Below are 26,805 nucleotides of genomic sequence, written 5' to 3' on the forward strand. Positions count from 1 at the left end.
GTGTACGCCGTGTACCAGGCCGGGGATTCGAGGATGTTGCGGCGGATCACCGGCGGAGTGACAGTGTCGTAATAGCCTTGGCCGATCATCTGCACGGCCGTCTTGTTCTTGGCCGCCAGCTTGCGCAGCTCGGCCAGGACCTCGACCTCGCTGAGGGCGTTCTGGAGCGTCAATGCGACATCCTGGCGGATGTCATTGGGAACCGCGGTGTCTACGAGCGAATCGACACTGTCGTAGCCAACAGACTTGAGCATGATGTCAATGTCGGCCTGGCGCCGGGCGCCGATATGCCGGTCAACGAACGTAGTGGAGGTTGAACTAACCGTCACGAAGGAACTCCATTAATAAGGCGGCGTGGGTACGCCACAGCTAATCGGGTTCCTCCCCGCTCTGTATTGGACCTGAGAGTTTCCGCGAAACCGTGCTTGTGGCACTGTTCCGCTTGCACCGTCGGTGAGCACGCGTCAGCGCACTGCTTTCCAGAGTTGCCTTGCCGCGGCGGTGCGTGGGCCTGAGAGATTCCTGGGGAGGATTTGCTCCTACGGCGCCTGCATCACATGCCTGCAGGACTCTCCCGCCGCAGATCAAAGGCGTATTCAGTTGTATGAATCGGATTGTGGTTGCCGGTGACGGCTGCCACAACTCCCAATTGTCCTATGGACTGCCCGCGTCCGCAAATGTGGTCACCGAGCCGACTGACTTTCCCAGCTGACTCGCACTAGATGTCGTTTTGGATCCTCTAAACGACATCAACTGCTAGTCAGTTGGGTTGGCACTCAGCTACGGAGGCGGTCGACGGCGGCCAGCAGCGCACCGACGTCGGCGCTCCTCGCGCTGGCCTTGACTTCCGTATCGCCGGCACCGCCTTCGAGCATTGCGTTGAAGTAAAGTCCATCGCCCATGTACCGGACAGCTTTGGCCATCTCGGGCCCCACTTCCTCCGCGAGCACATCGAGCCATTGTTGCTGGATCCCCGCGAAGCGCCTTCGGGTTTCTTCATGGGCTACTTCCGCGAGCCGCGTGGCTGCCACGAACACCCGGTCCAAGGGGGTGTCCGCCCACAGGGAAGACTTGATGAAGAACGCGGCCGCACCTTCGGGGGCCGCCTTCATTGCCGCGATGTCCAGCGCAGCCAGCCCGTCCATGCGTTCGAGCAAGGAGCTGATCATGGCTTCTTTGTTGGGGAAATGGTAGAGCAAACCGCCCTTGGAAACGCCGGCGCGCTTGGCGACGGCATCCAGGGTGGCAGCCCGTTCCCCTACCTCGATCAGCAGGGCTTCAAAGGCATCCAGGACAGCCTCCCGGGCAATAGGTTTTCGCGGCATGGTGTCCATCATCCCTTAGTTCGATGCGGCAGGTCGTTGAGTCAGATTGAAACTATACCGTCCAGACGGTACAGTTATCTTCATGTTCACGCCGTCCACTACCCAGCACCCCCGTACCTCTTCGATCCAATCCGCCCCGTGGCGCGATTGGGCTGCCTTAGCACTCCTGATGTTCCCGGTGCTGCTGGTGGCTGTGGACAATACGGCGCTGACGTTTGCCCTGCCGGAAATCGCCCGGTCGCTGGAAGTCGGGGGCGTGCAGCTGCTGTGGGTCGTGGATGCCTATCCGCTGGTGCTCGCAGCGCTTTTGGTGTCCATGGGAAACCTGGGAGACAGGATCGGCCGCCGCCGCTTGCTGTTGATCGGCAGCACAGGCTTCGCCGCGGTTTCCGCGGCCACCGCGTTCGCGCCGTCGGCTGAGTGGCTCATTGCCGGACGCGCCAGCATGGGCATCTTCGGAGCCATGCTCATGCCGTCCACGCTGTCCTTGATCCGCAACATCTTCCCGGACCCGAACCGCCGCCGGCTCGCCGTGGCCGTGTGGGCAGCGGGATTCTCCGGCGGCGCCGCGCTCGGGCCGATCTTCGGTGGTTGGCTCGTGGAGCATTTCTGGTGGGGAGCCGTGTTCCTGGTTGCCGTGCCACTTTTGCTGCCGCTGCTCGCCTTCGGCCCCTTCCTCATCCCCGAGTCCAAGGACCGCAATCCGGGAAAGCCCGACCTTCCCAGCGTCGTGCTCTCCATCTTCACCATGGCCCCGGTGGTTTATGGCATCAAGGAGGCCGCCGTGCACGGTTTTGGCCCCGGACCCGCGGCATTCATGGCGTTCGGCCTGGCCATGGGAATTGTCTTCGTCCGCAGGCAGCGCTCATTGGCATCGCCTATGTTGGACGTTCGGCTTTTCCGGAACAAGGTCTTCAGCACGGCCATCACGGCCAACGTCTTGTCCTTGTTCTCCATGACCGGCTTCATCTACTTCTTCGCGCAGCACTTGCAGCTCGTGGAAGGCCAATCCCCCATGCAGGCGGGGATCGCGATGGTTCCGGCCCTGCTGGCCACCATCGTGGCGGGCCTGGTGGTGGTTCCGCTGGTCAAGCGGATCCGCCCGGGCCTGGTGGTGGCATCGGGCCTGGCACTGAGCGCAGTGGGATACCTGGTGGCCGCCCTGGGCAACCACAGCCAGGGGCCAGGGTACCTTTTGACGGCACTCCTGCTGCTGGCCATCGGGGTCGGCTCAGCGGAGACCATCTCCAATGACCTGATCCTCGGCGCGGTTCCCGCCGATAAAGCGGGTGCTGCATCGGCGATCTCCGAAACGGGTTACGAACTCGGATCACTGCTGGGCACAGCCGTGCTTGGCTCCATCCTGACCGCGTCCTACCAACACCACTTGTTGCTTCCTGGCGAATTGTCCGGCCACGCGGCCGAACGCTCGAGGGAGACGCTCGCCGGAGCCGTGGACGCGGCGGCCACGCTGCCCCAACCATTGGGCGATGCCCTCACCGCGGCGGCACGTGCCGCCTTTGAATCGGGGGTCCACATCACAGCGGCGATCGGGCTCGTCCTGATGGCGGGAGCGGCAGTCCTTGCCGCCGTCGTGCTCCGCCGCGTGCCGACCGCAAAGTAGGCGGAGGCTAGACGGCCCGGTTCAACGCAGCATCAGGCGAGCTGAAACTCCGGGTGATTCCGCCCAGGGTGGCGGTGGCGAGGGTGGAGAGGTAGTCGTGCCGGCGTCGGGCGGTAATGCGCGATTGGGGCTCGAAGGATTGCCCGGGATCGTCCGCGTAATGCGCGGACAGCCCGTCGCGCATGAGGCGGATACCCTCGGCGCGCTGTTGGGAGACCGCGGCGTGGGTGGACCCGAGTTCCTCGGCGAGTTCCTTGACGGTCCGCCCGCCGAAGTAGATCTCCTCGACGACGTAACGCATCTTCTCCGGCAGGGCCTCGACGGCGGCGCGAAGGTACTTGAGTCGCTCATCAGCAAGGACCGAATGCTCCGGGGAGATGGTCTCCGCCGCGACGGTGTCCACGACGACGTCGTCCAGCGGCGACAGGGTCCGCGCGGCATCGGCCAGGGCGGCTTCCACCACGCTTCGTTCGACACCCAGGGCCGATGCGGTCTCGGCGACCGAAGGCGTGCGGCCAAGGACCCCGGAGAGCGTCTCCTGGACCGACATGGTTTCCTTGATGCGTTTGCGCGCTGACCGGGTGGCCCAGTCGCTGGCCCGCATCTCGTCCGCGAAGGCTCCGACGATCCGGCGGCGCGCAAACGCGCCGAAGGGGACTCCGAGGTTCGGATCGAAGGAATCGGCAGACGTTATCAACGCCACGGACCCCACCGACGCGAAATCGTCGCGCGACAAATGAGAAGCTCTCGCGCAGAGCTCCGACACCAAATAGCCAACGAGCGGCAAGTGCTGCAGCACCAACTCGTTGCGTTCTTCGCGATTCAAAATTAGTCCCCCCATGAGACCTGTTTATTGAGTTGCCAAGCCTGGTTCCAGGGGCTTCATGGGCAAGCTGCTGAGACGGTGCAACGTGCCGAAGATTACATGGAACAGACATGTATTCAGTGAACATACCATCTGGAAAATAACAATGCGTGTACGCTCATGAAAAAGATAGAAAAACAGGACTCGGAACCATGTTCCGAGTCCAAACCGGGGAATGGGGAACCGTGGGGGCGGATGAGCTTTCGGCGACGCTGTGGCGTGAGCGGAGACAGCTGGAACTGCTGTTGTACCGGCTTGAAACACAGCTGCTGCACGTTCGGGCAGGCAACTGGCATTGGTTGAAGTTCGCTGCCGCTGACGTGGAAAAGGTCCTGGAAAACCTTCGTTTCGACACGCTTGCCCGGAACATCGAATCGTCGGCCGTGGCTATTGAATGGCGGCTGTCGGCCAACGCCACGCTGCCGATGATCGCTTCAGTGGCCCCGCCCGGTGTCTGGCCGGAACTGCTGCAAGAACACCACCGTGAGCTGGTCCTGGTGCTCAAGCAAGTCGAAACAACCGCGGCGGCCAACGTCGAGGCTCTCCAGATGGGGCTGCAAGGGGCCGGGAACCCGCCGCTTGGCTCCGTTCAGCCCGGCGACGCAGCCCCGGCAGCGCCGGGAGCGGTCGCGTGTGCGGACACGGTGGATGACGTGATGCTGCTTGCGGAAAACGCCAATATCGAACGGGCCTTGGCCGTGACCAGGGATTGCTCGCTGCCGCTCCTCAGGGAGTTCCTGGGGCTGGAGTAGTACCCGGCCTAGTCCTTGCCCGGTTTCCGGACAGGCGGTCGCAGCCCGGCAACGAGCTCCTCGGCTTCGGGGCCGGCCTGGGCAGCAGCGAGGTTGGCAGCGGCGATCGCCTCGACCACTTCGCGACGCTGGATGGACACCCCTCGGGGTGCCTCGATCCCGATCCGCACGCCGTCGCCGCGGCCTTCCATGACGGTGATGACAATGTCCTCACCAATCATGATCTGTTCGCCCGGCTTGCGTGTCAGTACCAGCATGCTCTCAATCTACCTTTCCGAGCACGGCAACGCGGGCGGGCTTGCCGTCCACCCACCCGATGGGGAGACCCAGCCCGTTGACCGTCTCGGGACTTCCGGTCTCCGACGCGCCGAAAACAGCAAGGGCGTCAACCGTGACTCCCTCGGCGGCAAGGGCTGCGGAGAGCGCCCGGACCCAGGCCGCCGTGTCTTCAGCCTTCCGCCCGGCGTCAACAACCAGCCACAACTGGTCTGCGGCGAGCGCCGCGATGTCCCCCGCATGCGTCACGGTTTCGCCCTGCCGGCCGAGACCGTACGCCACCAGCACGGTTTGGCCGGTGAGCACCGCTTGGGCGCGCGCCGCCGTCGCGCCCTGGCGCCCCGCCACGTGGAGGTGCCCGAAAGCTGTCAACGCTCCGGCTGTCCGGACGTCGGAACCGCCCTCGGCGATGGACACTTCCAGCGCTGGTCCCAACGCGTCGTCGCCGAGGCCAAGCAGGATGATCAGGTTGCCGCTGCCGGTAAGCGGCACGGGTACGGCCACAGGAACGAGGTGCCCGACGGCGGCCGCCGGCAACGCGGTCGGCAACCCTTGCGGTCCGCAAACCGGCGCCTGGAACTCCTTTCCTAACTGCTCCAACATCCCGGCAAAATCCGGGGAGGCCGTTGAAACGGCTGCCTCGGGCCGGTGCAGGTCCATCTCGGCCGCGTCGGCTTGCTCCAGGAGCGCGGCGATCGCGGGCCCCTGCAACGCATGCGCCTCCCCGCCCGCAGGGCCCTCCCAACTAGCTAGCAATAGTTGTCGTTCTGGGCCGTCAGAACGACAACAACTGCTAGCTAGTTGGGATGAACCCGCTGCCGGAACCTCGATCGTGGCCTCGTAGCGATTCGCCGCGAAGAGCCCTGCGATTCCGGGGTTGGTGACCTTCTCGGCGGCGACGATCCGAGCCCCGGGCCCGTACTGCTGCTCGGCTTTTTGGCGGATGGCGTCCAGGGATGCGCCCTTAAGCTTGTATTGCTTCGGCATGGCGGACCACCCCCACGGTTTCGATCTGGATGTTTGCGGACGTCACTTCGCGGTAGGACAACACGGGAACACCGCCGTCGGGAGCTGCCACGAGCCGCCGGACGGCGGGCCGCAGCGCCGGGGCGCACACCAGGACAGCTTGCCGTCCGGCATTTGCCGCGGCCTCCACCGAAGACTGCACAGAGGCCAGGACGGCATCCAGCCGGGCTTGGCTCATCACGATCTGGGTACCCCCTTCGGCCGGACGCATGTCCTCAAGCATGGACTGCTCCAGAAGCGGATCGATCATGATGACATTGAGCACCGTGCCGTCCAGGAACTTGGCCGCGAGCGCCGGGCCGAGGGATTGCCGGGCGGTTTCGACCAAGGCCTCGGGCTCGGTGGAAACCTTGGCACGCAGCGCAAGTGCCTCGTAAATGCGCGGAAGATCGTTGATGGGGACCTGTTCTTCGAGGAGGCCCTGCAGCACCCGCTGCACCTCCGCCAGGGACATCAGTCCCGGAATGAGCTCCTCGACGGCGGCCGGGCTCTGCTTGCGCACGCCTTCCGTCAGCACCCTGACGTCCTCGCGGGTCAGGAGCCTTGCGGCGTTGGCGGACACGATCGACGACAAATGGGTCACCAGCACGGAAACCCGGTCGATCACCGTTGCTCCGGTCATTTCCGCACTGTGGCGCATCTCGCTGGGAATCCACTTGCCGGCCAGCCCGAAGACAGGTTCCACGGTGGAGGTACCCGGCAAGGCATCAAGGTAATCGCCGAGGGCCAGCAACTTGCCCGACGGCGCCGTGCCGCGTCCGGCTTCCACTCCGGCAATGCGGATGGCATAGGTGGACGGCGGCAGCTCGACGTTGTCGCGCGTGCGGACGGGTGGAATCACGATCCCCAACTCCATGGCGATCTTGTGGCGCAGGGAGCGGACTCGGGCCAGGAGGTCGTCCGAGGCGCCGGAGACCATGTCAACAAGGTCCGGAGCCAGGAGGATCTCGACCGGGTGGACGCGCATGTCCTGCATGAGCCGCTCGTTGGGGTCTTCTTCGGAGCTTAAGGTGGCCGCTTCCTTGGCGTCCTCCGCTTCGCTCTGCTTCTTCTGCTGTGCCGCCAGGCGCCTCGAACCGAATAGCAGGGCAGCGCCCACCAGCAGGAAGGGCACGACTGGCATGCCGGGGATGAGCGCCATGGCGACGGCGGCCAGCCCCGCGATGAGCAAGGCGTTGGGCGACTGCATAAGCTGCGAGGAGGCCGTGCGGCCCATGTCTTCCTCGGCATTGGACCGGGTGACGATCATGCCCGTGGACACGGCCATAAGGAGGGCCGGAATCTGGGTGACCAGCCCGTCGCCCATGGTCAGCAGGCCGTAGGAGTTCAGCGCGTCGCCGACATTCATGCCGCGCTGCAGCACGCCGATGGCAATGCCACCGACGAAGTTGATGATGATAATGATGATGCCCGCGATCGCATCGCCCTTGACGAATTTCGAGGCACCGTCCATCGCGCCGTAGAAGTCGGCCTCGGCGGACACCTCGGCACGGCGTTTGCGGGCCTGGGCGTCAGTGATAAGGCCGGCGTTGAGGTCCGCGTCGATGGCCATCTGCTTGCCGGGCATTGCGTCGAGGGTGAACCTGGCTCCCACCTCGGCCACGCGCTCGGCGCCCTTGGTGACCACGACGAACTGGATGACCACCAGGATCAGGAACACCACGGCGCCGATGATCATGGAGCCGCCCACGGTGACCTTGCCGAAAGCGTCGATCACTTGCCCGGCGAATCCTTGTCCCAGCACCAGCCGGGTGGACGCGACGTTGAGCCCCAGCCGGAACAGCGTGGCCACGAGCAGCAATGACGGGAAGACGGAGAAGTCCAAGGGCTTCTTGACGAACATGCTGGTGAGCAGGATCAACAAGGCGAGCAGGATGTTGCAGACGATCAGGAAGTCCAGCAGCGGCGCGGGTACCGGAACAACTAGGAGCAGTACGATGCCCACGATTCCCACCGGCACGGTGAGCCTGGCGAATCTGTTCATTGCTGTGTCCTTTCTTGCGGCAAACGGTGCATTCCGCGTGCCGCTCCCCTGGCCTTGAGTGACATGACGAACGCCAGGACTCCCGCCACGGCCCGGTACAGCTCCACGGGGATTTCCTGGCCCAGTTCGCAGGCCGAGTGCAGTGCCCTCGCCAGCGGGATGTCCTGGACCATCGGAACCGATGTCGCCTCCGCCTCTTCCCTGATGCGGGCAGCGATCACCCCCGCTCCCTTGGCCACGACGCGCGGTGCCGCTTTGCCGGCGTCGTACTTCAGCGCGACGGCGACGTGCGTCGGGTTGACGATCACGACGTCGGCGTCCGCGATCGCGCCGATCATGCGGTTCCGGCTCATGCTCAATTGGCGCGAACGCCGCTGGGACTTGATCAGGGGATCGCCGTCGCTGTTCTTGTTTTCGTCCTTGATTTCTTTCTTGGACATGCGCGTCTTCTTGCGGTTGCGGCGCATGACCACGAAGATGTCCGCGGCAGCTAGGACCAGGCCCGCCAGCACGGCGAACTGGATCAACGAACCGATGCCCCCGACTGCTGCCGAAAGGATGCCGGACACCGGCAGTCCCCCGGCAGTGAGCAGCACCGGGATGAGCCCCTGCACAACGGCGTAAAGGACAAGTCCGACGACGGCGGTCTTGAGGAGCGCTTTCAGGCCGCCCCACAGTGCCTGGCTGCCGAAGATCCGTTTGAGGCCACTGAGGAGGTTGAAGTGCTCGAACTCGGCGCGGAACTTCTTGAAGTGGATGCCGCCCTGCAACGCGGATCCGGCGAGCACCACCACCATGACCACCACGAACAGGGGCCCCAGCACTTGGGCCAGGGAACCGAACCCGGCGTCGAGCGCCGCGACGGCTTTGCCGGGCTCGGGGTTCGCGATGACTCCGCGGACGGTGAACAGTTGGTCGGCCGCAGCGTTGGAGGCACGCTCGATGGTGGACGGAATCATGGCCGCGGCGGATCCGACGGCGAGCCAGGCGGTGAGGTCCTGCGAGCGGGAAAGCTGCCCTTTGGACCGGACTTCCCGCATCCGTTTGTCCGTGGCTTGCTCGGTTTTCTCTTGTGAATCCGACATCAGCCCACCCCCATCAGTGTGTTCGCCGCTTGCTCGGCGAGCATGGCAACGAGGCGCGGCAGTGCCAGGAACAGGAACCCTGCAAGCCCGAGGGTGATGAGGACCTTGAGCGGGAAGCCCAGGGCAAAAGCATTCAGGGCGGGCGCTACACGGGTGAGGAGCCCCAGCCCGATATCGGCGAGTACCAACACCACAAGGAGCGGCCCGGCGATTTGCACCGCGGAGAGGAACATCCCGGTGACAGCCGAAATCATCGCGTGCACCGGCTGTGCCAAATCCAGTCCTCCAGCCAGCGGCAAGGCCGTGAAACTCCCGGTCAAGCCGCCGATCATCAGCTGGTAGCCGTCCGAGGCGAAAAGCAGGGCCAGGGCGGCCATCTGCATCAACCGGGTGAATTGGGCCCCGTTGATCATCATCTGGGGATCGAAGCCCTGGGCCATCTGGAAGCCGCTGAAGAGGTCTATCAGGCTGCCGGCCGATTGGATGGCCGCGAAGACGAGCAGAACGAGGAAGCCAAGGACCAACCCGGTCACGAGCTCAAGGACCACGGCCGCGATGAAGCCGGCGGTGTCCTTGGAGGCGTAGCCGGCGGAGAGACGTTGGGAAACGGCGAGCCCCAATCCGATGCCGAGCATCCCTTTGATCCGCAGCGGAATAGTTTGGTGCGAGAAGGGCGGGGCCACCACCAGGAACGCCGTCATCCGGACGGAGGCCAACAAGAGGACCTCAAGCCAGGACTGGTTGAAGGGCAGCTCCACTTCACGCTCCGCCGATCAGCGCGGGTATCCGGGCAAAGAGCTCGTTGGTGAAGGAGACGGCCTCGGTGATCATCCAGTGCCCGCACACCACCAGGGCCACGGCCACGGCGACTGCCTTGGGCACGAAGGAGAGAGTGGCTTCCTGAAGCTGAGTGATGGATTGCAGGAGGGAAATGGCGAGGCCCACCACTAGCGCGGTCACCAAGGCGGGCGCGGCCAGCTTGGCCGCAAGAATCAGGGCCTGGAGGCAAATGTCCAGGACTGCGTTGGTATCCATCAGCCGCTCGAATAGCTCTGGATCAGGGCGGTGATCACCAATCCCCAGCCGTCCACCAGGATGAACAGCAGGATTTTGAAGGGCAACGAGATCATCACCGGCGGAAGCATCATCATGCCCATGGACATCAGCGCGGCCGAGACCACCAGGTCGATCACCAGGAACGGGATGAAAATGACGAAACCGATGATGAACGCTGCCCTGAGCTCGGAGATCATGAACGCGGGGATAAGGGTTTGTAGCGGGACCGATTGCGGGTTGGCCGGGTTATCCAGTTTGGCCGCCCGGGTCATGAGGGCAATGTCTTCTTGGCGGGTGTGGGCCACCATGAAGTGCTGGAGCGGCGCGGACCCCGCCGAAACGGCTCCGTTGAAGTCCAGTGTCCCGTTCAGGTAGGGCTGGATGCCGACGTTGTTGATCTCCGAGATCACGGGCCACATTACGAACAGGGACAGGAAAAGCGCCAGTCCGGCCAGCACCTGGTTGGGCGGGATGGACGGGAGGGACAAGGCGTTGCGGGTCATCGCCAGCACCACGAAGATCTTGGTGAACGAGGTCATCATGAGCAGCAGGGCAGGCGCGACCGAGAGCAGTGTGATCCCGATCAGGGTCACCACCGCTGTGGATGGCTTTCCATCGAGGCCGTTGATATTGATGCTGACGTTGCCGTTCGACGGCTGCGCCGGCGCGGTGGGAACCGCGGGCGCGGTGGGTGGCGTCGGGCTGACCGGTGCCGCATGTCCAATTGACGCGCCCAGCCACAGGAAGAGGGCTGTCAGCACCAGGACACAGAGCACCGCGGGAAGTGTCCTGCGCACGGCCAGCAATATCCTGCCGGTGCGTGGGGCACCGGCAGGCCCAAGAGTCAGGATCAATTCCGGCGTCCCCTGATGGCCTCGGCGGCCTGCCGCCAGGTGGAACCGGCAAGGATGGAGCCGTGCATGGGCTGTGTTTTGTCCGGTTCGCTGCGGCGGTGGATCTCGCTGCGGCGCGTGAGTGCGCTGCCTTGAAATGCAGCGGCTTGAAATGCACCGGCTTGGGGCCCGTTGTCCGCACGTGCCGCGCTACCGGCGTCGCGGAAGATGTCGGCAAAGCTCTCGGGTGCGGGAGCGGTCTCCGGAACCTCCACGGGGACGTCGCTGCTGTGCAGGACGTTGACCGCGTGCTCGGTGACACCCAAAAGGAAGCGTTTGTCGCCGGCGTCGACCACCACTACGGAGGCCTTCTGTCCGACACTCTGCCGGCTGACCACCGTCAGCGTGGTGTTGGCCCGGCGTCGGCCCTTGGCCTTTCCTTTGAGAAGGCGGCGCTGCAGGACCCAAATGAACCCCAGCACCGCACCCAAGGCCACGAGCACGCGCAGCCCGAGGATGAGCGAATCCATCTAGTAGATTCCCTCGGCGACGTCCAGGATGCGGGTAATGCGCACGGCATAGTCCTGGTCCACGACGACCACTTCACCGTGGGCAATCAGCCGTCCGTTGAGGAGGACGTCCGCGGGTGCGCCGGCCGAGCGGTCCAGTTCGATCACTTTGCCCGGTTCCAGGGCGAGGGCGTCGCGCACGGACATACGGGTGCGGCCGATTTCCACGGTGAGGGCCATTTCGACGTTGCTGATCAGTCCGAGGCGTGACGAAACGGCACCCACCTGGGCGTTCCGTGCGGCGGCCGCGTCCTGGACGGTCCCGTGTTCGCGGACCCGCACGGCGAACCAGCCGAATGCCTGCCCGCCGTCGGACGCGGGTGATTGACGCAATTCAAAAACAGCGGTTTCGGAGTCGGACAGCAGTCCGGTGGCGTCTTCTTCACGCAACTCCCCCAGCACGCCGGCGTCGAACGCGTCAGCCGCGTGTTCAATCGCGGGGCGCAGTACGTCAACGACGGACACGACTCCGCCGGAGACGACGCCGTTCAACCCGCCGGCAGCGGCAAGGAAGGAACGGTCGGTGAGGATGAGTGCGAAGTCCGCGGTCACGGCGCCGACGAAAGTGGCAGTGATCGCGAGGGGTGCATATGGCGCAGCGGCTTGGGGCGGGACAATCCCGGAGACGCGCAGCGTTGCAAGGGTCGGCAGCTGCATCGCCAAACGCTCGGCCGCGGACTCGTGCAGGGTCAGGGTGATGCTCATCGCTGGTTCTCCTCGATTGTGACGATGACGGCGGCTGCACGGGAGCCGTTGCGGGCCGGTGCTGCGGTGGCCAGGCGGGTGCCGTTGATGGCGACGTCGAACGGCCGGTTCTCCAGGTGCGGCAGCGGAATGACATCCCCGACGGCGAGGCCCAGGATCTGCGCGGGCGTCACCGGGGTGGGGCTCAACTGGATGGCGACGTCCACCGGCACCTGGGTGACCTGGGCGCGGACAAGCGCCTCGGCGTCGCGGCTGTGGACAGTGGGATTCACGTCGCCAAGCCCGGAAAGGAGGATGTCGGCGGGAATCGCGAGGCTGGCTGCGGCAAGGCTTTCGCCCACCTTCACGGTGAAGGAGGCCACGATCATGAGCTCTGCCGGAGCCGCGGCTTGGGCGAACTGGGAGTTGTACTGGATAACGTCCATGCGCACAGGGGTGGTCAGCAGGGCGCCAAGGGAATAGCTCAGGTCCTCGAGTCCGTCTTCCACCATGCGGCTGATGAGGGACTGCTCGATCTGGGTGAACTTACGATCCGGGACCGCCGTCTCGCTGGCCCCGCCCAGCATGCGGGTGACCCAGGACAATGCCGCCGTGGCAGGAAACTGCATGACCAGCCGCGATTCGCTGCCCTCAATGCGGCACAGCACCATCGCCGTGACCGAAGGGAGGGATGCGGCGTATTCGTCGTAGCTCTGCATGATGAGCTGTTCAAGGGTCGCGGTGGACTTCACGCGGACCTTGGCCGTCAGCTGCGTTCCCCATTGGCGGGCGAACGTCTCGAAGGCGACTTCCAGGACGCGGCTGTGCTGTCGCGGCAAGGTGGTGGGCCTGCGGAAGTCATAGACGTCCACGGTGCGCTGCCGTCCCGCCGATTGATCTTCCTGTTCACTCACGGTTGCCACTATCGGCAAGGAAGGTGCAGGGGTAAGGGACTATTTATCAGAGCCTTTCCGCGTGATGGCATGTCGGATAGGCTAAGTGTGTTGCCCTGGACCCTGGCAGCGCCAATCGTCGGCGCACGCTCCAGGAGGACATCACACATCATGCCAGGCGACCCCAGCACCCGCACCTCCCACGCCCGGCGTCCCGCGGCCACAGCAGAGTCCGAAGCTTGGCGGGATTACCCGTTGGCGGAGATCGACGAACTCATCGCGGAGCTAAAAATAAAAGTGGCGCGCTTTACGTTCTTCCGGTCGATCCAATTCGGCGATGAGAATTCGGAACCCGGAAACGGGGCTGCCTTCGAATCGATGATGGATGCTCTCGAGGACATTTCGGCGGCAGCACTGGGCATCGAATTAGCGTCCCACCAGGAATTTCTCCGGATTCGCCCGGTTACCAGACCCTAGCTCGGCGGACGGTCTTTGCCGCTTATAGAGTCAGGGTCCGGTTGATGACACGCGCTGCCGTGTCATGCAGATTCTGGTTGTTGGCGCGTGCAAATGAGCGCAAGCGCCCGAACGCCTCTTCCATGTTGACTCCGGCAGTGTAGGCAATGACCCCCTTGGCCTGTTCGATGAGGACCCGGCTGTTCAGGGCGCGCTGAAGCTGTTCGTTGACAACCGCCGATTCGCGGATGGTGCGTTCCTGCAGGATGCCGATCGTCGCAACGTCCGCCAGCGCTTGGCCGATGGCAACGTCCTCAGGCGTCAGGGCGCCGGACCGTTCGCCGAATAGACCCATGGCTCCGATGGTTCTTCCTTGAACGCGCATCGGTACCGCGTGGACAGAACGGAATCCCTGCGAAAGGGCGGCCGCCCGGAATTCGTCCCATTGGCCGGTCAAGGACGCTATGTCCTCCACGACCACCGGCGTTCCTGTCCGGTAGCACTCAACACAAGGACCGGAGCCCGCCTGCAGCTGGAGTATTTCAACCAGCTGGCTTCGCTCGCTGGTGGAGGCCAGGACTTGCAGCTCGCCGTGAGGATCTGCAAGCAGCAACCCGGCGGCGGCGGCATCGAGCAGATCCACGGATGCCTCGACGAGCGCATGGAGCAAGTCCAGCACGTCGTAGTCAGCGACCAACGTGTTCGTGATCTTTACGAAGGCCGCGCTGACGCGCTCGGCGCGGCTTGTCGTCACCATGTCGCCATATTACTGCAGACCGCCGCTGCCGTGCGCGTCATTCCCCGGGGCAAAACTCAGGCGTCCCTGCAGCACTGCCTCGGCTGTTTCGCGCAATGTCAGCGCATGCGCGAACGCGTGTGCACGCATCAACAAAAGTGCATCGGCAGCGGAACTCCCTGATTGTGCCAGGACCATTCCCGTGGCCTGGTGGATCTCCCGCCGGGACATCAACGCCGCTTCCACGGCGGGGTTTGTGTCGGGCGAGTTCACCGACAGAACCCCTCGCAACAAATGCCATGCCGTTTGGCCGGCAAGGACCGATGCTGTCGCATAATCGGCGTAACTCAGGCTCCCCGGTTTCGTATTGTGGAGCTCCACAACCCCGAGCTCCAAAGCGCCCAGGGTCACCGGGAACACAAACAGCGCCGCAGCTTCGGTCTCCAGGACTGCTTTGCTGAAAACCGGCCACGAGTACGGATGCGAATTTCGCACATCGGGGACAAGAACCGGGAGCTTGGTGCGCAAGGCTTCCCACCTTGGACCTTCCCCCAAATCAAACTGCAGCTCATCAAGCTTGGCCGCCAGTTTGTCGCTAGCGCACACGAGGGTCTCCGACGCGGCCCCGCCGAACATGGACACGGCTGCACCGCTTACTGGTAGCTGGGTCAGAAACGGCGTACAGAGCTCAGCGCCAGCATCCATGGTGAGCCTCAGATCCCCGAATCTTCCTTTGCGGCAGAACCCGGTTGAACGCGGAACCGGAACAGCTGCTCTTCACCGCTAAGAATAGACCAAGCTACGCGGCCGGAGCCTGCGAAATCCTCACCATGTTGCCCGAAGGATCGCGGAAGGCGCAGTCACGGGGACCCCACGGCTGGTCGATCGGCTCCTGCATGACCTCCGCGCCGGACGCCCTGACCTTCTCGAAGAGCGTGTCGACGTCGTCGGAACGGAAGACGATCGGCCCCAGGACACCCTTGGTGAGCAGCTCCTGGAGGGAGTCGCCGTCGGCCTTGGACCGGCCCGCATGCGGCTCGGAAAGCACGATTTCAACACCCGGCTGGTCCTTGCTGCCGAGAGTCACCCACCGGAATCCGCCTTGCGCGACGTCGTTGAGCACCTCAAGGCCGAGGGCGTCCCGGTAGAAGGTGAGCGCTTCGTCGGGATCGTTGACAGTGATATGTGAGTACTGCAATGAAATAGTCATGGCAACGACGTTAGTCCGGGGCGTTGACGAGCGCTTCTTGAATCCTGCTCGCTTCTTTCCGGAGGGTCACGGCGTTCCGAAGCCGGCGTCGCCGAGCACCTTCTTGCCTTCGCTTCCCGTCACCAAGGCGATGAACGCGGCAGCCAGGTCCTTGTTCTTGCTGGTGCCAACGGTGCCGATCGGGTAGGTGTTGACGGCCTTGTCCGACTCCGGGAAAGTGATGCCCTTGACCTTGTCCCCTGCGCCCTTGACGTCGGTGACGTAGACGAGTCCGGCGTCGGCCTCCCCTGAGGCGACCTTGCCCAGGACGTCAGTCACGGAAGACTCTTCACTGACGGGCTTCAGGGTTGTGCCGGTGGCCTTTTCGATGGTTTGGGCCGCGGAGCCGCAGGGTACTTGACTGGCGCAGACCACCACCTTGACGCCCGGCTTGGCGAGGTCCGCGAAGGAACTGATCGACGCCGGGTTGGACGGCGGGACGGCAATGGTCAAGACGTTGGTGGCGAAGTTCTTGGCCGTTCCGTCGAGCAGCTTGGCGTCGGAAAGCTTGCCCATGTTCTTCGTGTCAGCCGAGGCAAAGACGTCCGCCGGAGCGCCTTGGGTGATCTGGGTGACGAGGTCAGAAGACCCGGCGAAGCTCAGGGCCACTTTTGTACCCGGGTTCGCAGCTTCGAATTCGCTGGCCAGCTTGGTGAACGTTGCCTTCAGCGAGGCAGCCGCGTAAACCGTCACCGTGCCGGAGAGCTTTGGTGTTTCGCTTGCGCTGGCGGATCCGCCGTTTGCGGTGCCTGCGGGAGTGCTTGAACCGCAGCCTGTCATGCCGGCCGCGAGGGCGCCGGCGACGAGCACCGCGGCGAAAGGTTTGGGGATGATCCTCATATGGTGCTCTTTCCTTGGGGAGTTTCGATGATGACCGTGGTGGCCTTGACCACGGCTGTGGCGACCGAGCCGAGTTCGAGCCCGAGCTCGCGGACCGCTTCGCTGCTCATGAGGGAGACGACACGGAAGGGACCGCACTGCAGTTCCACTTGTGCCATGACCTTGTCGGCCGTGATGCCGGTGACCAGGCCGACGAAACGGTTGCGCGCCGAGCGGCCCACCCGGGTGGGATCCTCGGGCAGCTGGGCCTGGTCCCGCGCGACGTGGGCAAGTTCCAGCCCATCCACGGCCAGCCGGCCTGAATCATCCTTGACCGGAGTCAGGATGCCGTTCTCGGTCCAACGCCGGACGGTGTCGTCGCTGACGCCGAGGAACCGGGCCGCTTCAGATACTCGAATATTTGGCATGGCTTCAGAATAATCCTCAAATGCGGTGGTGACGCTATGAAACTTCCGCAAATCAAATGTGACCCGTATTTCCGGCGGCGCTCTGCCCGGGTTAGTGGACGTCCCGGACGCAGCAGAGGTCCCGCCCCATCGGGGCGGAACCTCTGCTGAAGTCGTGGCCGGCTACGGCCTGAGTCAGTCTGCGCCGACCGCCAGCGCTTCCAGACGCTTGCTGGCTTCGTTTCGGCTGGGCCGCGTACGTATCTTCGCGACGCACGCGGGCATGGCAGCCACGGCCAGGTGCTCGCGGGCGCGGTATGTGCTCGGCGGCACGCCGACGAGTTCAGTGAACCGCGAGCTGAAGGAGCCAAGTGACGTACAACCGACCTCCATGCACGCGTCGGTGACGCTCATTCCGCCGCGCAGGAGCGCCATCGCGCGCTCGATCCGGCGGGTCATGAGGTAATTGTAAGGGGTCTCGCCATAGGCGGCGCGGAACTGCCGCGAAAAGTGCGCCGGTGACATGAACGCATGGCTGGCCATGGTGGGTACGTCGAGAGGCTTGGCGTACTCGCGGTCGATCAGGTCACGGGCCTTGCGCAAGTACGTGAGCCGGGCGATGTCTTCCGGGGTCATGCCACGAGCGTACCTCGGCACGCCCGTCACTTCCATGGTGCCCGACGCCGTCCCGTCACCGCCGCGACAAGCGCACCGGCCGCTATTGGCCGCCGGCCCTCGCCTTGAGCGCCTCGGGGATCAGGGCGCGGACCACTTCGGGCCGGTCCGAGAGGACGACGACGTCGACCCTGCGGTTGAGTTCCATCAGCGCCTCGGTGGAATCATCGTTGACCTGCCTGGCGGATCCGAAGGCAACGGCGCCGATGTGCCCTGGAGAAATTCCTCCATGGTCGACGAGGTACCTGAGGACGTTGACGGAGCGGGCGGAAGAAAGCTCCCACGTAGAGGGGTATGAGGTGACCCCGTTGGCCGCGTGGCCTTCCACCATGATTTCAAGGGCCGCCTTCGCCATGGTCGGGGCGATCATTCCAAGGACCTGGCTCGCGCGGGGCGTGAGTTCCGGCCGGTCGGGTTCGAAGAAGGTCTGCGATCCTACGAGTTTCACGGTGAGTCCACGTTCGTTGATCTGGAACTGCACATTGGCTCCCAGCCCCGCGGCGTCGAGCTTGGACTTCATGTCGTCGCGCAAAGCGGTGAGCCGGGCCGCTTCCTTGAGTGCGAGGTCCAAGTTGGAGAATCCCTGGGCGTCGGCGCTGGTGTATTCCGGCGGAACGACCGTCCCGCTGGCGGTGTCCACCTTCTGGCTGGCCACCGCGCCGAACCCGGTGGCGAGAGAATTGCGGAGTTTGTCGAATTTGGCCTGGTCCACGGTGGACATTGCGAAGAGCACGATGAACATGCACATGAGCACCGTGACCATGTCCATATAGGAAGCCATCCAGCGTTCGTCGACGTGTTCTTCCGCCGGATGTGAACCGCGGCGGCGCCGGGACCTCATGCGGCCTTGGACGAAGCGAATTTGCCGGGGCGGGCTTCGTCGTCGTCGCCCTTCTTTGCGGATTTCGCCTTGCCGAGGCGGTCCGGGGGAACCATGGCGCGGAGCCGTTCGGCGAGCAGGAGGGGCTGGGTCCCGTTCTGTACCGCCAGCATGCCCTCCATCAGGAGGGTCATGCGTTCGATTTCGAGCTCGGACAGTCGCTTGAGCCGCGAACTGAACGGCAGCCAAATGAAGTTCGCGGACAACAAACCCCAGAGCGTGGCCACGAAAGCGGAGGCGATCATTGGTCCCAGATGATCGGGTGAGGAGAGGTTTTCAAGGACGTGGGTCAGCGATACCACGGTGCCGATAATGCCGATGGTCGGCGCGTAGCCGCCCAGGCTCGCGAAGAACTTGGCGGAGACGTGGTCGCTGCGCATCTTGGAATCGATCTCGTCCTCCATGAGGATGCGCAATTCTTCGGCATCGGTGCCGTCGGCGATGTTCTGGAGGGCCCGGGCCACGAACGGATCCTTCTCGTCCGCGGCCGCCTCTTCGAGGGAGAGAAGCCCCTCGCTCCGCGCCTTCTCGGCAAGGCTGATCAGCTGGTCGATACTGTCCTGCGGCTTGTCGGTCTTTCCTTTGAACGCTTTGGGGAGGTCCTTGAACGCCCGCACGGTATCGCGGAACGTGTTCCCGGCAAGACCTACGGCCAGGGTGGCACCGAAAACCAGGACCATGGGCGCGGGAAGCAGGAGGGCCATGAGATTGGCGTCTTCGAGGGTCACCATGGCGACCACCGAGCCGAAGGCCAGGAACAGGCCGATTATTGTTGAGGGATCCATGGCTTACCTTCCGTCCGGGTCCGGTGTGCGCACGAGGCTCAAGGGATAGCCCGTGACGGTGGGGAGGTCCTGTGCCCGCCGAAGAATATAGGCGCGGTAGTTCGCAATTAGTTCCACGACCTCCGCAAGGCTTTCGCGCACAACATAGGTAGCGCCGTCGAGGGTCACCAGATGGGTGTCCGGGCTTTCGTGGATCCGTTCAATGATGTCCGGATTCACGGCAAAGCTGGTGCCGTTCAGGCGGGTGACAACGATCATGGGCCGTTTCTGCTTTAGGTAGGGAGGCGCTTGTAGGAGTGCGGTTCAGTTCCTACTGTCGGCCGGAGGCTCGCTCCCGTTAGGCAGTGTCAGCGCAGCGTCGCTGGGCGCACGCGGACCGGTGCGAGGATTCCGATGATCATGACGGCGGTGATGGAACCTGCCGCCATGATCGCCGCGAGCACCACGATCTGGAAGCGACCTGCCTCAAAGGGAGAAACCCCGCCAAAAATCGCCCCGACGAACGCGCCGGGCAGGGTGACAAGTCCCGTCGTCTTGGTTTGATCGGTTGACGGGATCAGGGCCGAATAGACGCTCCGCCGGGCAAGATCAAGGGTTGCCTGCCTCGGGGTGGCGCCGAGCGCGAGCCAACCCTCAACTTCCTCCCAGTGCTCGTAAACGGATTCCTTGAAGCGCCGGCCGGCCAGGACTGCGATGGTCATGCCGTTGCCAATGACGATCCCGCCGATCGCGAGCGCATAGCGGGGAGTGAACGCGATGGCTCCCGTCGCGAAAATGACGGCGAGCGTCATTCCGATGCCAGCGGCCATGGAGCCGCTGACCAAGCCCAAATGATGAAGGCTCCAGCCAATGCGTCGCGTGGCACTCATCGCGGCCACGGCAAACATCACCAGCAGGGCTACTGCCACCCATAGCGGGCTGGTGATCACACCGCCCAGAACAAAACTGATCGCGGCGAGTTGCACGGCTCCGCGAAGGATGGCCAGTGCGGGAGCGAAAGGGTGAGGGGTGCGGAACGCCAAGAGCAGTGCCAACGTGGCCGCCATCAGGACGCCGACGCCGAGGAAGGTCGGCAGGAATTCGGCGAGACCGGGCATGGAGCCAGCTTATCGACTGCCGCAAGGCACTCGCTCAAACGACGACACACCACCTCCATGCATTAGGTCATGTAAATCTTGCGTAATACATGTGATTCCCGTCACAATGGGGCATTCTGGATGGAAGTTTAGGTATGGCTAACCTAAAGTTTCAAGCTGTGAGCCCGCACCCACTTCCCCCGGGCTCCCTTGGATTTGCTCGCAGAAAGAAGCCCTCATGAAGATCCGCGCACATGCGCTGGCCGGCATCGCACTCGCCGCCACTGCAGCCCTGAGCCTGGCCGCTTGCGGCAACGGCACCGCCTCCTCCGCAGCCCCCGAGTCCGCTGCTACTTCCACTAAAGTGGGTGGCGAAATCACCGTCTACAACGCCCAGCACGACACCCTGACCAAGGAATGGGTGGACGCGTTCACCAAGCAGACCGGCGTCAAGGTCACCATCCGCCAGGGTTCCGACACCGAGCTCTCCAACCAGATCATCCAGGAAGGCGCGGCATCCCCGGCCGACGTCTTCCTCACGGAGAACTCCCCAGCGATGGCCCAGGTTGAGAACGCCGGCCTCTTCGCGGACATCGACAAGGCCACTGTGGACCAGGTCCCGGCCGCATACCGTCCGTCCACCAACAAATGGACCGGCATCGCCGCCCGCTCCACTGTCCTGGTGTACGACAAGACCAAGATCAGCGACGACAAGCTGCCCAAGTCCATGCTGGACCTGGCCAAGCCGGAGTGGAAGGGCAAGTGGGCTGCTTCGCCGTCCGGCGCTGACTTCCAGGCAATCGTTGCCGCCCTGCTCGAACAAAAGGGCGAAGCAGCCACCTCCGAGTGGCTCAAGGGCATGAAGGACAACTTCAAGGCATACAAGGGCAACAGCACCGCCATGAAAGCCGTCAACGCCGGCGAAATCGACGCCGCCTTGATCTACCACTACTACTACTATGGCGACCAGGCGAAGACCGGCGAGAACTCCAAGAACGTCACCCCGTACTTCTTCAAGAACCAGGACCCCGGCGCCTTCCTGTCCGTCTCCGGCGGCGGCGTGCTGAAATCCTCCAAGAACTCCGCAGCTGCCCAGGCCTTCATCAAGTTCGTCACCGGCAAGCAGGGCCAGGAAGTCCTCAAGAACGGGACCTCCTACGAATACGCGATCGCTTCCAACGTCGACTCGAACGCTAAACTCGTTCCCATCAAGGATCTGCAAGCTCCCACGGTGGATCCGGCCAAATTGAACTCCGCAAAGGTCACCGACCTGATGACCAAGGCAGGACTGCTGTAATTCTGTGACCACTGATCTATCGGCTCGCATCTCCCCGGAAGTTCCCGAGGCTTCGGCGAGCGCGACGACGGCGGGCAGGGGCAAGCGCCCCCGCCCGCCTTTCGGCGTTTCTGCAATATCCCTCCTGGCCGTGCTGATCGCACTGTTTTCGCTCATCCCGCTGGGGTACGTCGCTTACATGACGGCCGCGACCGGGTGGGACACCGCCGTCGCACTCATCTTCCGGCCGCGCGTTGGCGAGCTGCTCCTGAACACCGTCATGCTGGTGGTCTTCACGGTGCCGATCTGCCTGGTATTGGGAGTCGGTGGCGCGTGGCTCGTGGAGCGGACCAGGCTGCGAGGGCACCGCTGGTGGGCCGTGGCCCTGGCGGCCCCGCTGGCCATCCCGGCGTTCGTCAACAGCTATGCGTGGGTGACCGCCGTGCCCTCGCTGGAGGGCATCTGGTCCGGCGTACTCATCGCCACACTGTCGTATTTCCCGCTTGTCTACATTCCCGCGGCTGCGACCCTGGGGCGTCTCGACCCCGCGATTGAGCAGTCCGCGGCCTCCCTTGGCTTGGGACCGTGGGCCATCTTCTTCCGGGTTGTCCTGCCTCAACTCCGGATCGCGATGACCGGTGGCGCACTCCTGGTGTCGCTGCACCTGCTGGCCGAATACGGCGCGTTCGCGATGATCCGCTTCGACACGTTCACCACCGCGATCATGACCCAGTTCCAATCCACGTTCAACGGCACTGCCGGGAACATGTTGGCAAGCGTCCTGGTGTTCTTCTGCCTCATCCTGCTCCTGGCCGAAGTCAGGAGCCGCGGTAACGCACGCTATGCCCGTATCGGTTCCGGCGCGCAGGCCAAGCCGACCAGGCTTCCCTTGCACCACTACCAGCTTCCCTCCCAGCTCGCCCTGCTTGCGCTCACCGTTTTGGCCTTCGGATTGCCGATCTTTTTTGTCCTGCGCTGGGTAGTGGCCGGTGGCGCCCGCGTCTGGTCGGCCGACGAATTCCTTCCGGCTCTCCTCCAGACCCTCGCTTATGGCACGGTAGGCGCAGCGGCGACTATCGTCGTCGGCTTCCCCATGGCCTATCTGGCCGTGCGGCACCCCAGCTGGTTCAGCAAGATGCTTGAGCTCTCGAATTACGTCACCAGTTCCCTGCCCGGCATCGTGGTGGGCCTTGCCTTCGTCACCGTGAGCATCCGAATGGTCCCGGGCGTGTACCAGACCTCCGGGGTCCTGATTGCAGCCTATGTGCTGCTGTTCCTGCCGCGGGCCCTGGTAAACATCCGCTCCGGGCTGTCCCAGGCTCCCAAGGAGCTCGACGAAGCCGCACAATCGCTCGGCAAGGCCCCCCTGGTGTCCTTCCTGAAAGTGACGCTGCGCCTCACAGCTCCGGCCGCCGCCGGCGGGGCCGCGCTGGTGTTCCTCGCCATCGTCAACGAGCTGACCGCCACGCTGCTGCTGTCCCCCAATGGCACGCACACCCTGGCCACCGAGTTTTGGAGCAAGAGCAGCGAGATCGACTATTCGGGCGCGGCGCCGTATGCCCTGCTCATGATCCTGTTGTCTGCCCCCATGACGTACTTGCTTTTCCAACAGTCCAAGAAAGTAGCCGGACAGTGACCGAACAATCCCCCTCAAGGCTTCCGTCACCCCGCGTGGCGGCTTCGGTGGCCCCCACCACCAACACGCATCTGGACATCGCCGAGGTCACCAAGAACTTCGGCTCCCAGGCTGTACTGAAGGGCGTGAACCTCTCCGTGGCCAAGGGTGGGACCACCGCTATCGTCGGTCCATCCGGATCCGGCAAGACCACCCTGCTGCGCTTGATCGCCGGCTTTGAACACCCGGACACCGGCTCCATCAGCCTCAACGGAAACAAGGTGGCCGGGGACGGGATCTGGGTACCGGCCCACAAGCGGCATGTTGGCTATGTGGCCCAGGACGGCGCGCTCTTCCCGCACCTTACCGTGGGGCAGAACATCGCGTTCGGACTGGACAAATCAGCGCTCGACGGCGGCCGCCGCGCCGTGAAGGCCCGTGTCCAGGAACTGCTCGACATGGTTTCCCTCGATGCGGACATGGCAAAGAGGCGCCCCCACCAGCTTTCGGGAGGCCAGCAGCAACGGGTGGCGCTTGCCCGCGCCCTGGCCCGCGAACCGCAGCTCATGCTGCTCGACGAGCCGTTCTCAGCGCTCGACGCCGGCCTCCGCGTGGCCACGCGGCGCGCCGTGGCGAAGGTGCTGAACGAAGCCGGAGTCACCACCATCCTGGTGACGCACGATCAAGCCGAGGCCCTGTCCTTCGCGGATCAGGTGGCGATCATGCGCGGCGGGAAACTGGCGCAGATCGGCAACCCGTTCGTTGTGTACACCCGTCCCGCGGACCGGGCAACGGCCGAATTCCTCGGCGACGCAGTCATCCTGGACGCGTGGATGGAAGGCTCCCTGGCCACGTGTTCGCTGGGCGGCATACCCGTACGCCGTCCCCCGGCACAGGGCCTCGTGCAGTTGATGCTCCGCCCCGAACAGATCCGGATTGCTCCCGACGGTCCCATCCGCGGAGTCGTGGTCGACACTGACTACTTCGGCCCCGAGACAACCGTGCGGATCAAGCTCGCCCCGCGCGTTGCCGCCGCCGGCGCATCCTTGGCCTACCCGGGAGGTGGCGAAATCATCACCATCCGGCACTGGAACGCTTCCATCACCAAGCCCGGCACGGAACTGTGCCTCCGCGTGGTGGGCGAAGGCGTGGCGTTCCCTGTGGAGGATTAGGGGCGACGGCCGGCGCAGTGCCGGACCGTTGCGCTCCGCATTGCGGGCGTGCTAGCGTTGCGGCGATCGTGATCTATCAGCAGCAGGAGGTGAGTCCCATGAACGCAGTATCCGCAATGGGTGCTCCCCTGCAGTCCACGATCGCGCGACTGAACTAGTCGCCACCGGGAGCGCCAAACAGGCAATTCGCGAAAGGCGACTCCCATGAACACAACACCTTCTTTTCCTTTGCACTCCCGCGATCGGGCGCTGGTCCTCGGTGGCGGCGGATCGACAGGCAATGCCTGGCTGATCGGCGTCATCGCCGGCCTCTTCGATGCCGGGCTGGATGTGACCGACGCCGATCTGACCATCGGCACCTCGGCCGGATCAACGGCCGCGGCCCAGATTGCCGGCGCGACACCAACTCAACTGTTCGCCAACATCCTTGACGCCGTCCCCCCGCAACGGCCCGCTCCGGTCGGGTCCGGGCCGGGACGCGCGCCGGCCAGGCCAGTGGTGAACCACCTCGAGCGGATCAACAAGATCATCGCCGATGCCCAGGATGTGGCTGACATGCGCCGGCGACTGGGCGCGGCGGCGCTCGACATGGATGCGGCGTCGGATGGCGCCTGGTCAACGCAATGGCGCACCACTGTCGCCACCCGGCTACCCAGCCAGCACTGGCCTGAACGGACAGTGCTCATCACGGCGGTCGATGCCCGTAACGGTGAACCGGTCGCGTTCGACCGCCATAGCGGCGTCGACTTGGTGGATGCAATCGCCGCCAGCTGTTCCAGCGGCTTGCCTTACAGGATCGGAGACAAGCGGTACCTCGACGGCGGCTATCGATCCAACGCCGAGAATGCCGATCTGGCAGCCGGATACGGACGGGTCCTGGTGCTCTCACCCTTCGGTGGCAGATCATTGCAACCGCAGGAGTGGGGCACGCATCTCGCGACGCAGGTCGACGAACTCCGCGCAGGCGGCAGCAGAGTCGAGACGATCTTCCCGGACAGCAACTCGGAGCACATGTTCGGCGCCAATGCCATGGATCTGTCGCTGCGTCCGCCCGCGGCCCAGGCGGGTTACGAGCAAGGCAGAGCCCTTGCCGGGCAGCTCACGGAATTTTGGGGCTGAGCGCCCGGGGTTCCTGAGCCTGCAGGCGTGACGACACCGGTTCACGCATAGGAGGCGACCGAGGCGGTCAAGGGCCGCCTCGGTCACCTTCGCGGCTCAGCCCCGGCTACCTCATCGATCATAAGAGTCGCATTAATGTCAAGAGTTTTTGCTCCTATTGAGTGACGTATACCTGAAATTGAGTGGTCGAAAGTCATAAATTGAGTAGCGACGGACGGTGGATTGAGTATTGAGACATGCGAGAGGAATGCAATCCGTGATTCCCATTTTGGAATTTGAAAATAATTCCCTCGACCTGTTTCATAAAACTCTTGCCCTCATTTGCCTCATATGCATAATTTGATCGTGAAGCGCCTGTCTCTCTCTGAAAGGTGATCCATGTCAAACAGATCTAAGCTAGGTTCAATCGGAAGTCTTCTACTTGTCGCGCTTGTCGCCAGTGGGGTCGTGGTGTCGAGCGCGGGGGTTGCACAGGCATCGCCAGTTTCTTTAGGTGAAGGGGTTCATTCGCCAAGCAAAGTCAGTACTGTTGCGGTCCCCGGAACGAACATCGTTGTTTCTGGCGCCGGCGCTTGGTCCGCAAGCATCACTCTTCCGGGCACGGCTTCATCCGAAGCTCTCGCAAAACCGGGCAAGATCCCGGACGGCCTTTTCGCCGGGCAAGGTGAGCCGGTTCTGAGCACCAAACTCAACAGTGCCGTGATTAGTAGTTATGCCACAGGCAAGGGAACTCAGACACTGATCAACATTGCTTCAAACACTGCGGATCGAGAATATCGGTTTCCCTTGTCGCTCCCCGCAGGATCAAAAGCAGCCATAGACACTGATGGTTCCGTTGTTGTTCGCACCGCTGAGGGTGCGATTGCTGGGGGTTACAGGGCTCCATGGGCTTACGATGCGCTCGGCAGGGCTGTTCCGACGCGGTTCTCCCTCGACGGAGAGGGTCTCGTGCAGTCGATCGATTTTGATCAGAACACAGCCTTTCCGGTAACCGCTGATCCGAGCGACTTTTGGGGCTGGGCCAAGTGTATAGCGACCGTTACGGCAGAGGTTGCTGCTAACGCTCTGGTCGCCGGTAAAGTCGCTAAACTAGTTGCAAGGTTTGGAAGTATTCAGAGGACCTTCGAAATTCTCTTCCGCGCCTGGAACGCGGCATCCGGGTTGGAGAAGAAGTGGCAAGCTGTCGTTGCCGCCGGCGGTGGTCTTGCTGGAGAGGTTCTAGGCATCGCCTCGATCAAGGAAGCGTGTTTTGACTCCTAAAGGTGCTCGCGACATTCCTATTTCCCTGCTTCTATTTGCATTGGTAGCGGTTCTGCTATTCATAACGGCCGCCGGATATATGCAGCTCTGGTGGTCAATACTTGCTGGCATCGCGCTTGTTGGAACCGGCATCGGAGCTTTCGCTGATTTCCAGCGTCGCAAGAACTAGCTTTCAAGGTTTCAGATTAGAACGCCCGAGGGTACTGACTCGGGGACAGGCATAGCCTTATGAGGCTCATCGCATTTGAGGGTGTAGCGGGGGTGGGCGCGTCGTTGGCCGGATAGGGGTCGAGGTCTTCCGATGATGG

Annotated in this window: 30 protein-coding genes, 1 pseudogene and 2 riboswitches; of the genes and pseudogenes, 8 read left to right on the forward strand and 23 right to left on the reverse strand. The window is 63.6% G+C overall.

Annotation, left to right across the window (positions count from 1 at the left end; translation table 11 throughout):
* Nucleotides 1–329 (reverse strand): annotated as a pseudogene (locus tag AC3WJU_RS19685) (glycine dehydrogenase (aminomethyl-transferring)); the annotation flags it as partial.
* 51 nt (nt 330–380) lie between these two features.
* A riboswitch (glycine riboswitch) is annotated at nt 381–488 on the reverse strand.
* Nucleotide 489: 1 nt separating this feature from the next.
* Nucleotides 490–587: riboswitch (glycine riboswitch) on the reverse strand.
* A 189-nt stretch (nt 588–776) separates the two neighbouring features.
* On the reverse strand, nt 777–1,325 hold the full coding sequence (locus tag AC3WJU_RS19690; protein ID WP_492260638.1) for a TetR/AcrR family transcriptional regulator: 549 nt from the start codon (nt 1,323–1,325) through the stop codon (nt 777–779).
* Between the two features lie 82 nt (nt 1,326–1,407).
* Between AC3WJU_RS19690 and AC3WJU_RS19695 the strand changes: the two genes are divergently transcribed.
* Complete coding sequence (locus AC3WJU_RS19695) at nt 1,408–2,949, forward strand: MFS transporter (protein ID WP_284989603.1); 1,542 nt, start codon at nt 1,408–1,410, stop codon at nt 2,947–2,949.
* Between the two features lie 7 nt (nt 2,950–2,956).
* Here the strand turns inward: AC3WJU_RS19695 and AC3WJU_RS19700 are convergent, their stop codons facing one another.
* A complete protein-coding gene (locus tag AC3WJU_RS19700; RefSeq protein WP_284989602.1) occupies nt 2,957–3,790 on the reverse strand; it encodes a sigma-70 family RNA polymerase sigma factor in 834 nt (277 codons plus the stop codon).
* A 176-nt stretch (nt 3,791–3,966) separates the two neighbouring features.
* On the opposite strand from AC3WJU_RS19700, the gene AC3WJU_RS19705 reads away from it, so the two are divergent.
* Nucleotides 3,967–4,566 (forward strand): hypothetical protein, encoded by a 600-nt coding sequence (locus AC3WJU_RS19705; protein ID WP_284989601.1) that lies wholly within the window; start codon nt 3,967–3,969, stop codon nt 4,564–4,566.
* An 8-nt stretch (nt 4,567–4,574) separates the two neighbouring features.
* Here AC3WJU_RS19705 and AC3WJU_RS19710 read toward each other — a convergent pair whose 3' ends face one another.
* The 10 genes from AC3WJU_RS19710 to AC3WJU_RS19755 are packed head-to-tail and all read right to left on the reverse strand — an operon-like array spanning nt 4,575 to nt 12,993.
* Nucleotides 4,575–4,823 (reverse strand): carbon storage regulator, encoded by a 249-nt coding sequence (locus tag AC3WJU_RS19710; protein ID WP_284989600.1) that lies wholly within the window; start codon nt 4,821–4,823, stop codon nt 4,575–4,577.
* Nucleotides 4,824–4,827: 4 nt separating this feature from the next.
* The gene (locus tag AC3WJU_RS19715) at nt 4,828–5,829 is read right to left on the reverse strand and encodes a hypothetical protein (RefSeq protein WP_492260639.1); all 1,002 of its coding nucleotides are present in this window, start codon (nt 5,827–5,829) and stop codon (nt 4,828–4,830) included.
* Nucleotides 5,807–7,852, reverse strand: coding sequence for a flagellar biosynthesis protein FlhA (locus tag AC3WJU_RS19720; RefSeq protein ID WP_492260640.1), 2,046 nt, complete (start codon nt 7,850–7,852; stop codon nt 5,807–5,809). Before AC3WJU_RS19720 ends, AC3WJU_RS19715 begins: the two co-directional genes overlap by 23 nt.
* Nucleotides 7,849–8,937 (reverse strand): EscU/YscU/HrcU family type III secretion system export apparatus switch protein, encoded by a 1,089-nt coding sequence (locus tag AC3WJU_RS19725; RefSeq protein ID WP_492260641.1) that lies wholly within the window; start codon nt 8,935–8,937, stop codon nt 7,849–7,851. The genes AC3WJU_RS19720 and AC3WJU_RS19725 overlap by 4 nt, the downstream gene beginning before the upstream one ends.
* Entirely contained in the window at nt 8,937–9,695 is a 759-nt protein-coding gene (locus tag AC3WJU_RS19730) for a flagellar biosynthetic protein FliR (RefSeq protein WP_492260642.1), read from the reverse strand. The genes AC3WJU_RS19725 and AC3WJU_RS19730 overlap by 1 nt, the downstream gene beginning before the upstream one ends.
* A gap of 1 nt (nt 9,696) precedes the next feature.
* Nucleotides 9,697–9,972, reverse strand: a complete 276-nt coding sequence (gene fliQ, locus AC3WJU_RS19735; RefSeq protein WP_059388219.1) for a flagellar biosynthesis protein FliQ — start codon at nt 9,970–9,972, stop codon at nt 9,697–9,699.
* Nucleotides 9,972–10,799 carry a flagellar type III secretion system pore protein FliP gene (gene fliP, locus AC3WJU_RS19740; RefSeq protein ID WP_370872227.1) on the reverse strand — a complete coding sequence of 276 codons (828 nt, stop codon included), beginning with the start codon at nt 10,797–10,799 and terminating at the stop codon, nt 9,972–9,974. The genes fliQ and fliP overlap by 1 nt, the downstream gene beginning before the upstream one ends.
* 44 nt (nt 10,800–10,843) lie before the next feature.
* Complete coding sequence (fliO, locus tag AC3WJU_RS19745) at nt 10,844–11,356, reverse strand: flagellar biosynthetic protein FliO (RefSeq protein WP_284989594.1); 513 nt, start codon at nt 11,354–11,356, stop codon at nt 10,844–10,846.
* Complete coding sequence (gene fliN / locus AC3WJU_RS19750) at nt 11,357–12,100, reverse strand: flagellar motor switch protein FliN (protein ID WP_284989593.1); 744 nt, start codon at nt 12,098–12,100, stop codon at nt 11,357–11,359.
* Nucleotides 12,097–12,993 carry a flagellar motor switch protein FliM gene (locus AC3WJU_RS19755; RefSeq protein WP_284989592.1) on the reverse strand — a complete coding sequence of 299 codons (897 nt, stop codon included), beginning with the start codon at nt 12,991–12,993 and terminating at the stop codon, nt 12,097–12,099. The genes fliN and AC3WJU_RS19755 overlap by 4 nt, the downstream gene beginning before the upstream one ends.
* Nucleotides 12,994–13,143: 150 nt before the next feature.
* Here AC3WJU_RS19755 and AC3WJU_RS19760 point away from each other — a divergent pair, with 150 nt between their 5' ends.
* A complete protein-coding gene (locus tag AC3WJU_RS19760; protein WP_284989591.1) occupies nt 13,144–13,449 on the forward strand; it encodes a hypothetical protein in 306 nt (101 codons plus the stop codon).
* Nucleotides 13,450–13,471: 22 nt separating this feature from the next.
* On the opposite strand, the gene AC3WJU_RS19765 is transcribed toward AC3WJU_RS19760, so the two are convergent.
* From AC3WJU_RS19765 to AC3WJU_RS19810, 10 genes are all read right to left on the reverse strand, one after another.
* On the reverse strand, nt 13,472–14,185 hold the full coding sequence (locus AC3WJU_RS19765; RefSeq protein ID WP_059388224.1) for a GAF and ANTAR domain-containing protein: 714 nt from the start codon (nt 14,183–14,185) through the stop codon (nt 13,472–13,474).
* A 9-nt stretch (nt 14,186–14,194) separates the two neighbouring features.
* Complete coding sequence (locus AC3WJU_RS19770) at nt 14,195–14,869, reverse strand: GAF and ANTAR domain-containing protein (protein ID WP_059388225.1); 675 nt, start codon at nt 14,867–14,869, stop codon at nt 14,195–14,197.
* 94 nt (nt 14,870–14,963) lie between these two features.
* On the reverse strand, nt 14,964–15,374 hold the full coding sequence (locus AC3WJU_RS19775) for a VOC family protein (RefSeq protein WP_059388226.1): 411 nt from the start codon (nt 15,372–15,374) through the stop codon (nt 14,964–14,966).
* A gap of 66 nt (nt 15,375–15,440) precedes the next feature.
* Nucleotides 15,441–16,253 (reverse strand): molybdate ABC transporter substrate-binding protein, encoded by an 813-nt coding sequence (gene modA / locus AC3WJU_RS19780; RefSeq protein WP_492260643.1) that lies wholly within the window; start codon nt 16,251–16,253, stop codon nt 15,441–15,443.
* Entirely contained in the window at nt 16,250–16,660 is a 411-nt protein-coding gene (locus AC3WJU_RS19785) for a TOBE domain-containing protein (RefSeq protein WP_059388228.1), read from the reverse strand. The genes modA and AC3WJU_RS19785 overlap by 4 nt, the downstream gene beginning before the upstream one ends.
* Nucleotides 16,661–16,834: 174 nt before the next feature.
* Entirely contained in the window at nt 16,835–17,275 is a 441-nt protein-coding gene (locus AC3WJU_RS19790; protein ID WP_284989589.1) for a helix-turn-helix transcriptional regulator, read from the reverse strand.
* A gap of 82 nt (nt 17,276–17,357) precedes the next feature.
* Nucleotides 17,358–18,155, reverse strand: coding sequence for an OmpA/MotB family protein (locus tag AC3WJU_RS19795; protein WP_492260644.1), 798 nt, complete (start codon nt 18,153–18,155; stop codon nt 17,358–17,360).
* On the reverse strand, nt 18,152–18,979 hold the full coding sequence (locus tag AC3WJU_RS19800; protein ID WP_307052744.1) for a motility protein A: 828 nt from the start codon (nt 18,977–18,979) through the stop codon (nt 18,152–18,154). The genes AC3WJU_RS19795 and AC3WJU_RS19800 overlap by 4 nt, the downstream gene beginning before the upstream one ends.
* Nucleotides 18,980–18,982: 3 nt before the next feature.
* Nucleotides 18,983–19,237, reverse strand: coding sequence for a flagellar FlbD family protein (locus tag AC3WJU_RS19805; RefSeq protein WP_059388231.1), 255 nt, complete (start codon nt 19,235–19,237; stop codon nt 18,983–18,985).
* Between the two features lie 89 nt (nt 19,238–19,326).
* Nucleotides 19,327–20,076: an ABC transporter permease gene (locus AC3WJU_RS19810; protein WP_441432742.1), complete on the reverse strand. Its 750-nt coding sequence runs from the start codon at nt 20,074–20,076 to the stop codon at nt 19,327–19,329.
* Between the two features lie 217 nt (nt 20,077–20,293).
* Here AC3WJU_RS19810 and AC3WJU_RS19815 point away from each other — a divergent pair, with 217 nt between their 5' ends.
* The 5 genes from AC3WJU_RS19815 (at nt 20,294) to AC3WJU_RS19835 (ending at nt 26,497) form a co-directional block, all read left to right on the forward strand.
* The gene (locus AC3WJU_RS19815; protein WP_306963051.1) at nt 20,294–21,352 is read left to right on the forward strand and encodes an iron ABC transporter substrate-binding protein; all 1,059 of its coding nucleotides are present in this window, start codon (nt 20,294–20,296) and stop codon (nt 21,350–21,352) included.
* Between the two features lie 4 nt (nt 21,353–21,356).
* Nucleotides 21,357–22,967 carry an ABC transporter permease gene (locus AC3WJU_RS19820; RefSeq protein ID WP_284989586.1) on the forward strand — a complete coding sequence of 537 codons (1,611 nt, stop codon included), beginning with the start codon at nt 21,357–21,359 and terminating at the stop codon, nt 22,965–22,967.
* On the forward strand, nt 22,964–24,118 hold the full coding sequence (locus tag AC3WJU_RS19825; protein WP_284989585.1) for an ABC transporter ATP-binding protein: 1,155 nt from the start codon (nt 22,964–22,966) through the stop codon (nt 24,116–24,118). Before AC3WJU_RS19820 ends, AC3WJU_RS19825 begins: the two co-directional genes overlap by 4 nt.
* A gap of 204 nt (nt 24,119–24,322) precedes the next feature.
* Nucleotides 24,323–25,237 carry a patatin-like phospholipase family protein gene (locus tag AC3WJU_RS19830; protein WP_492260645.1) on the forward strand — a complete coding sequence of 305 codons (915 nt, stop codon included), beginning with the start codon at nt 24,323–24,325 and terminating at the stop codon, nt 25,235–25,237.
* A gap of 378 nt (nt 25,238–25,615) precedes the next feature.
* The gene (locus tag AC3WJU_RS19835; RefSeq protein WP_148667463.1) at nt 25,616–26,497 is read left to right on the forward strand and encodes a hypothetical protein; all 882 of its coding nucleotides are present in this window, start codon (nt 25,616–25,618) and stop codon (nt 26,495–26,497) included.
* Nucleotides 26,498–26,805: the final 308 nt, after the last annotated feature.

This window comes from Arthrobacter sp. FW306-1B-F12A (genome assembly GCF_058781865.1).

Bases quoted from the DNA above. Each gene is read 5' to 3' on its own strand.
- AC3WJU_RS19705 (WP_284989601.1), top strand. From the start codon at position 3,967: ATGTTCCGAGTCCAAACCGGGGAATGGGGAACCGTGGGGGCGGATGAG.
- AC3WJU_RS19810 (WP_441432742.1), bottom strand. From the start codon at position 20,076: ATGCCCGGTCTCGCCGAATTCCTGCCGACCTTCCTCGGCGTCGGCGTC.
- AC3WJU_RS19720 (WP_492260640.1), bottom strand. From the start codon at position 7,852: ATGAACAGATTCGCCAGGCTCACCGTGCCGGTGGGAATCGTGGGCATC.
- AC3WJU_RS19805 (WP_059388231.1), bottom strand. From the start codon at position 19,237: ATGATCGTTGTCACCCGCCTGAACGGCACCAGCTTTGCCGTGAATCCG.
- AC3WJU_RS19725 (WP_492260641.1), bottom strand. From the start codon at position 8,937: ATGTCGGATTCACAAGAGAAAACCGAGCAAGCCACGGACAAACGGATG.
- fliO (WP_284989594.1), bottom strand. From the start codon at position 11,356: ATGGATTCGCTCATCCTCGGGCTGCGCGTGCTCGTGGCCTTGGGTGCG.
- AC3WJU_RS19760 (WP_284989591.1), top strand. From the start codon at position 13,144: ATGCCAGGCGACCCCAGCACCCGCACCTCCCACGCCCGGCGTCCCGCG.
- AC3WJU_RS19715 (WP_492260639.1), bottom strand. From the start codon at position 5,829: ATGCCGAAGCAATACAAGCTTAAGGGCGCATCCCTGGACGCCATCCGC.
- AC3WJU_RS19790 (WP_284989589.1), bottom strand. From the start codon at position 17,275: ATGACCCCGGAAGACATCGCCCGGCTCACGTACTTGCGCAAGGCCCGT.
- AC3WJU_RS19765 (WP_059388224.1), bottom strand. From the start codon at position 14,185: ATGGTGACGACAAGCCGCGCCGAGCGCGTCAGCGCGGCCTTCGTAAAG.
- AC3WJU_RS19700 (WP_284989602.1), bottom strand. From the start codon at position 3,790: ATGGGGGGACTAATTTTGAATCGCGAAGAACGCAACGAGTTGGTGCTG.
- AC3WJU_RS19710 (WP_284989600.1), bottom strand. From the start codon at position 4,823: ATGCTGGTACTGACACGCAAGCCGGGCGAACAGATCATGATTGGTGAG.
- modA (WP_492260643.1), bottom strand. From the start codon at position 16,253: ATGAGGATCATCCCCAAACCTTTCGCCGCGGTGCTCGTCGCCGGCGCC.
- AC3WJU_RS19770 (WP_059388225.1), bottom strand. From the start codon at position 14,869: ATGGATGCTGGCGCTGAGCTCTGTACGCCGTTTCTGACCCAGCTACCA.
- AC3WJU_RS19815 (WP_306963051.1), top strand. From the start codon at position 20,294: ATGAAGATCCGCGCACATGCGCTGGCCGGCATCGCACTCGCCGCCACT.
- AC3WJU_RS19795 (WP_492260644.1), bottom strand. From the start codon at position 18,155: ATGAGGTCCCGGCGCCGCCGCGGTTCACATCCGGCGGAAGAACACGTC.
- AC3WJU_RS19785 (WP_059388228.1), bottom strand. From the start codon at position 16,660: ATGCCAAATATTCGAGTATCTGAAGCGGCCCGGTTCCTCGGCGTCAGC.
- fliN (WP_284989593.1), bottom strand. From the start codon at position 12,100: ATGAGCATCACCCTGACCCTGCACGAGTCCGCGGCCGAGCGTTTGGCG.
- AC3WJU_RS19690 (WP_492260638.1), bottom strand. From the start codon at position 1,325: ATGCCGCGAAAACCTATTGCCCGGGAGGCTGTCCTGGATGCCTTTGAA.
- AC3WJU_RS19775 (WP_059388226.1), bottom strand. From the start codon at position 15,374: ATGACTATTTCATTGCAGTACTCACATATCACTGTCAACGATCCCGAC.
- AC3WJU_RS19830 (WP_492260645.1), top strand. From the start codon at position 24,323: ATGAACACAACACCTTCTTTTCCTTTGCACTCCCGCGATCGGGCGCTG.
- AC3WJU_RS19835 (WP_148667463.1), top strand. From the start codon at position 25,616: ATGTCAAACAGATCTAAGCTAGGTTCAATCGGAAGTCTTCTACTTGTC.
- AC3WJU_RS19695 (WP_284989603.1), top strand. From the start codon at position 1,408: ATGTTCACGCCGTCCACTACCCAGCACCCCCGTACCTCTTCGATCCAA.
- fliQ (WP_059388219.1), bottom strand. From the start codon at position 9,972: ATGGATACCAACGCAGTCCTGGACATTTGCCTCCAGGCCCTGATTCTT.
- AC3WJU_RS19800 (WP_307052744.1), bottom strand. From the start codon at position 18,979: ATGGATCCCTCAACAATAATCGGCCTGTTCCTGGCCTTCGGCTCGGTG.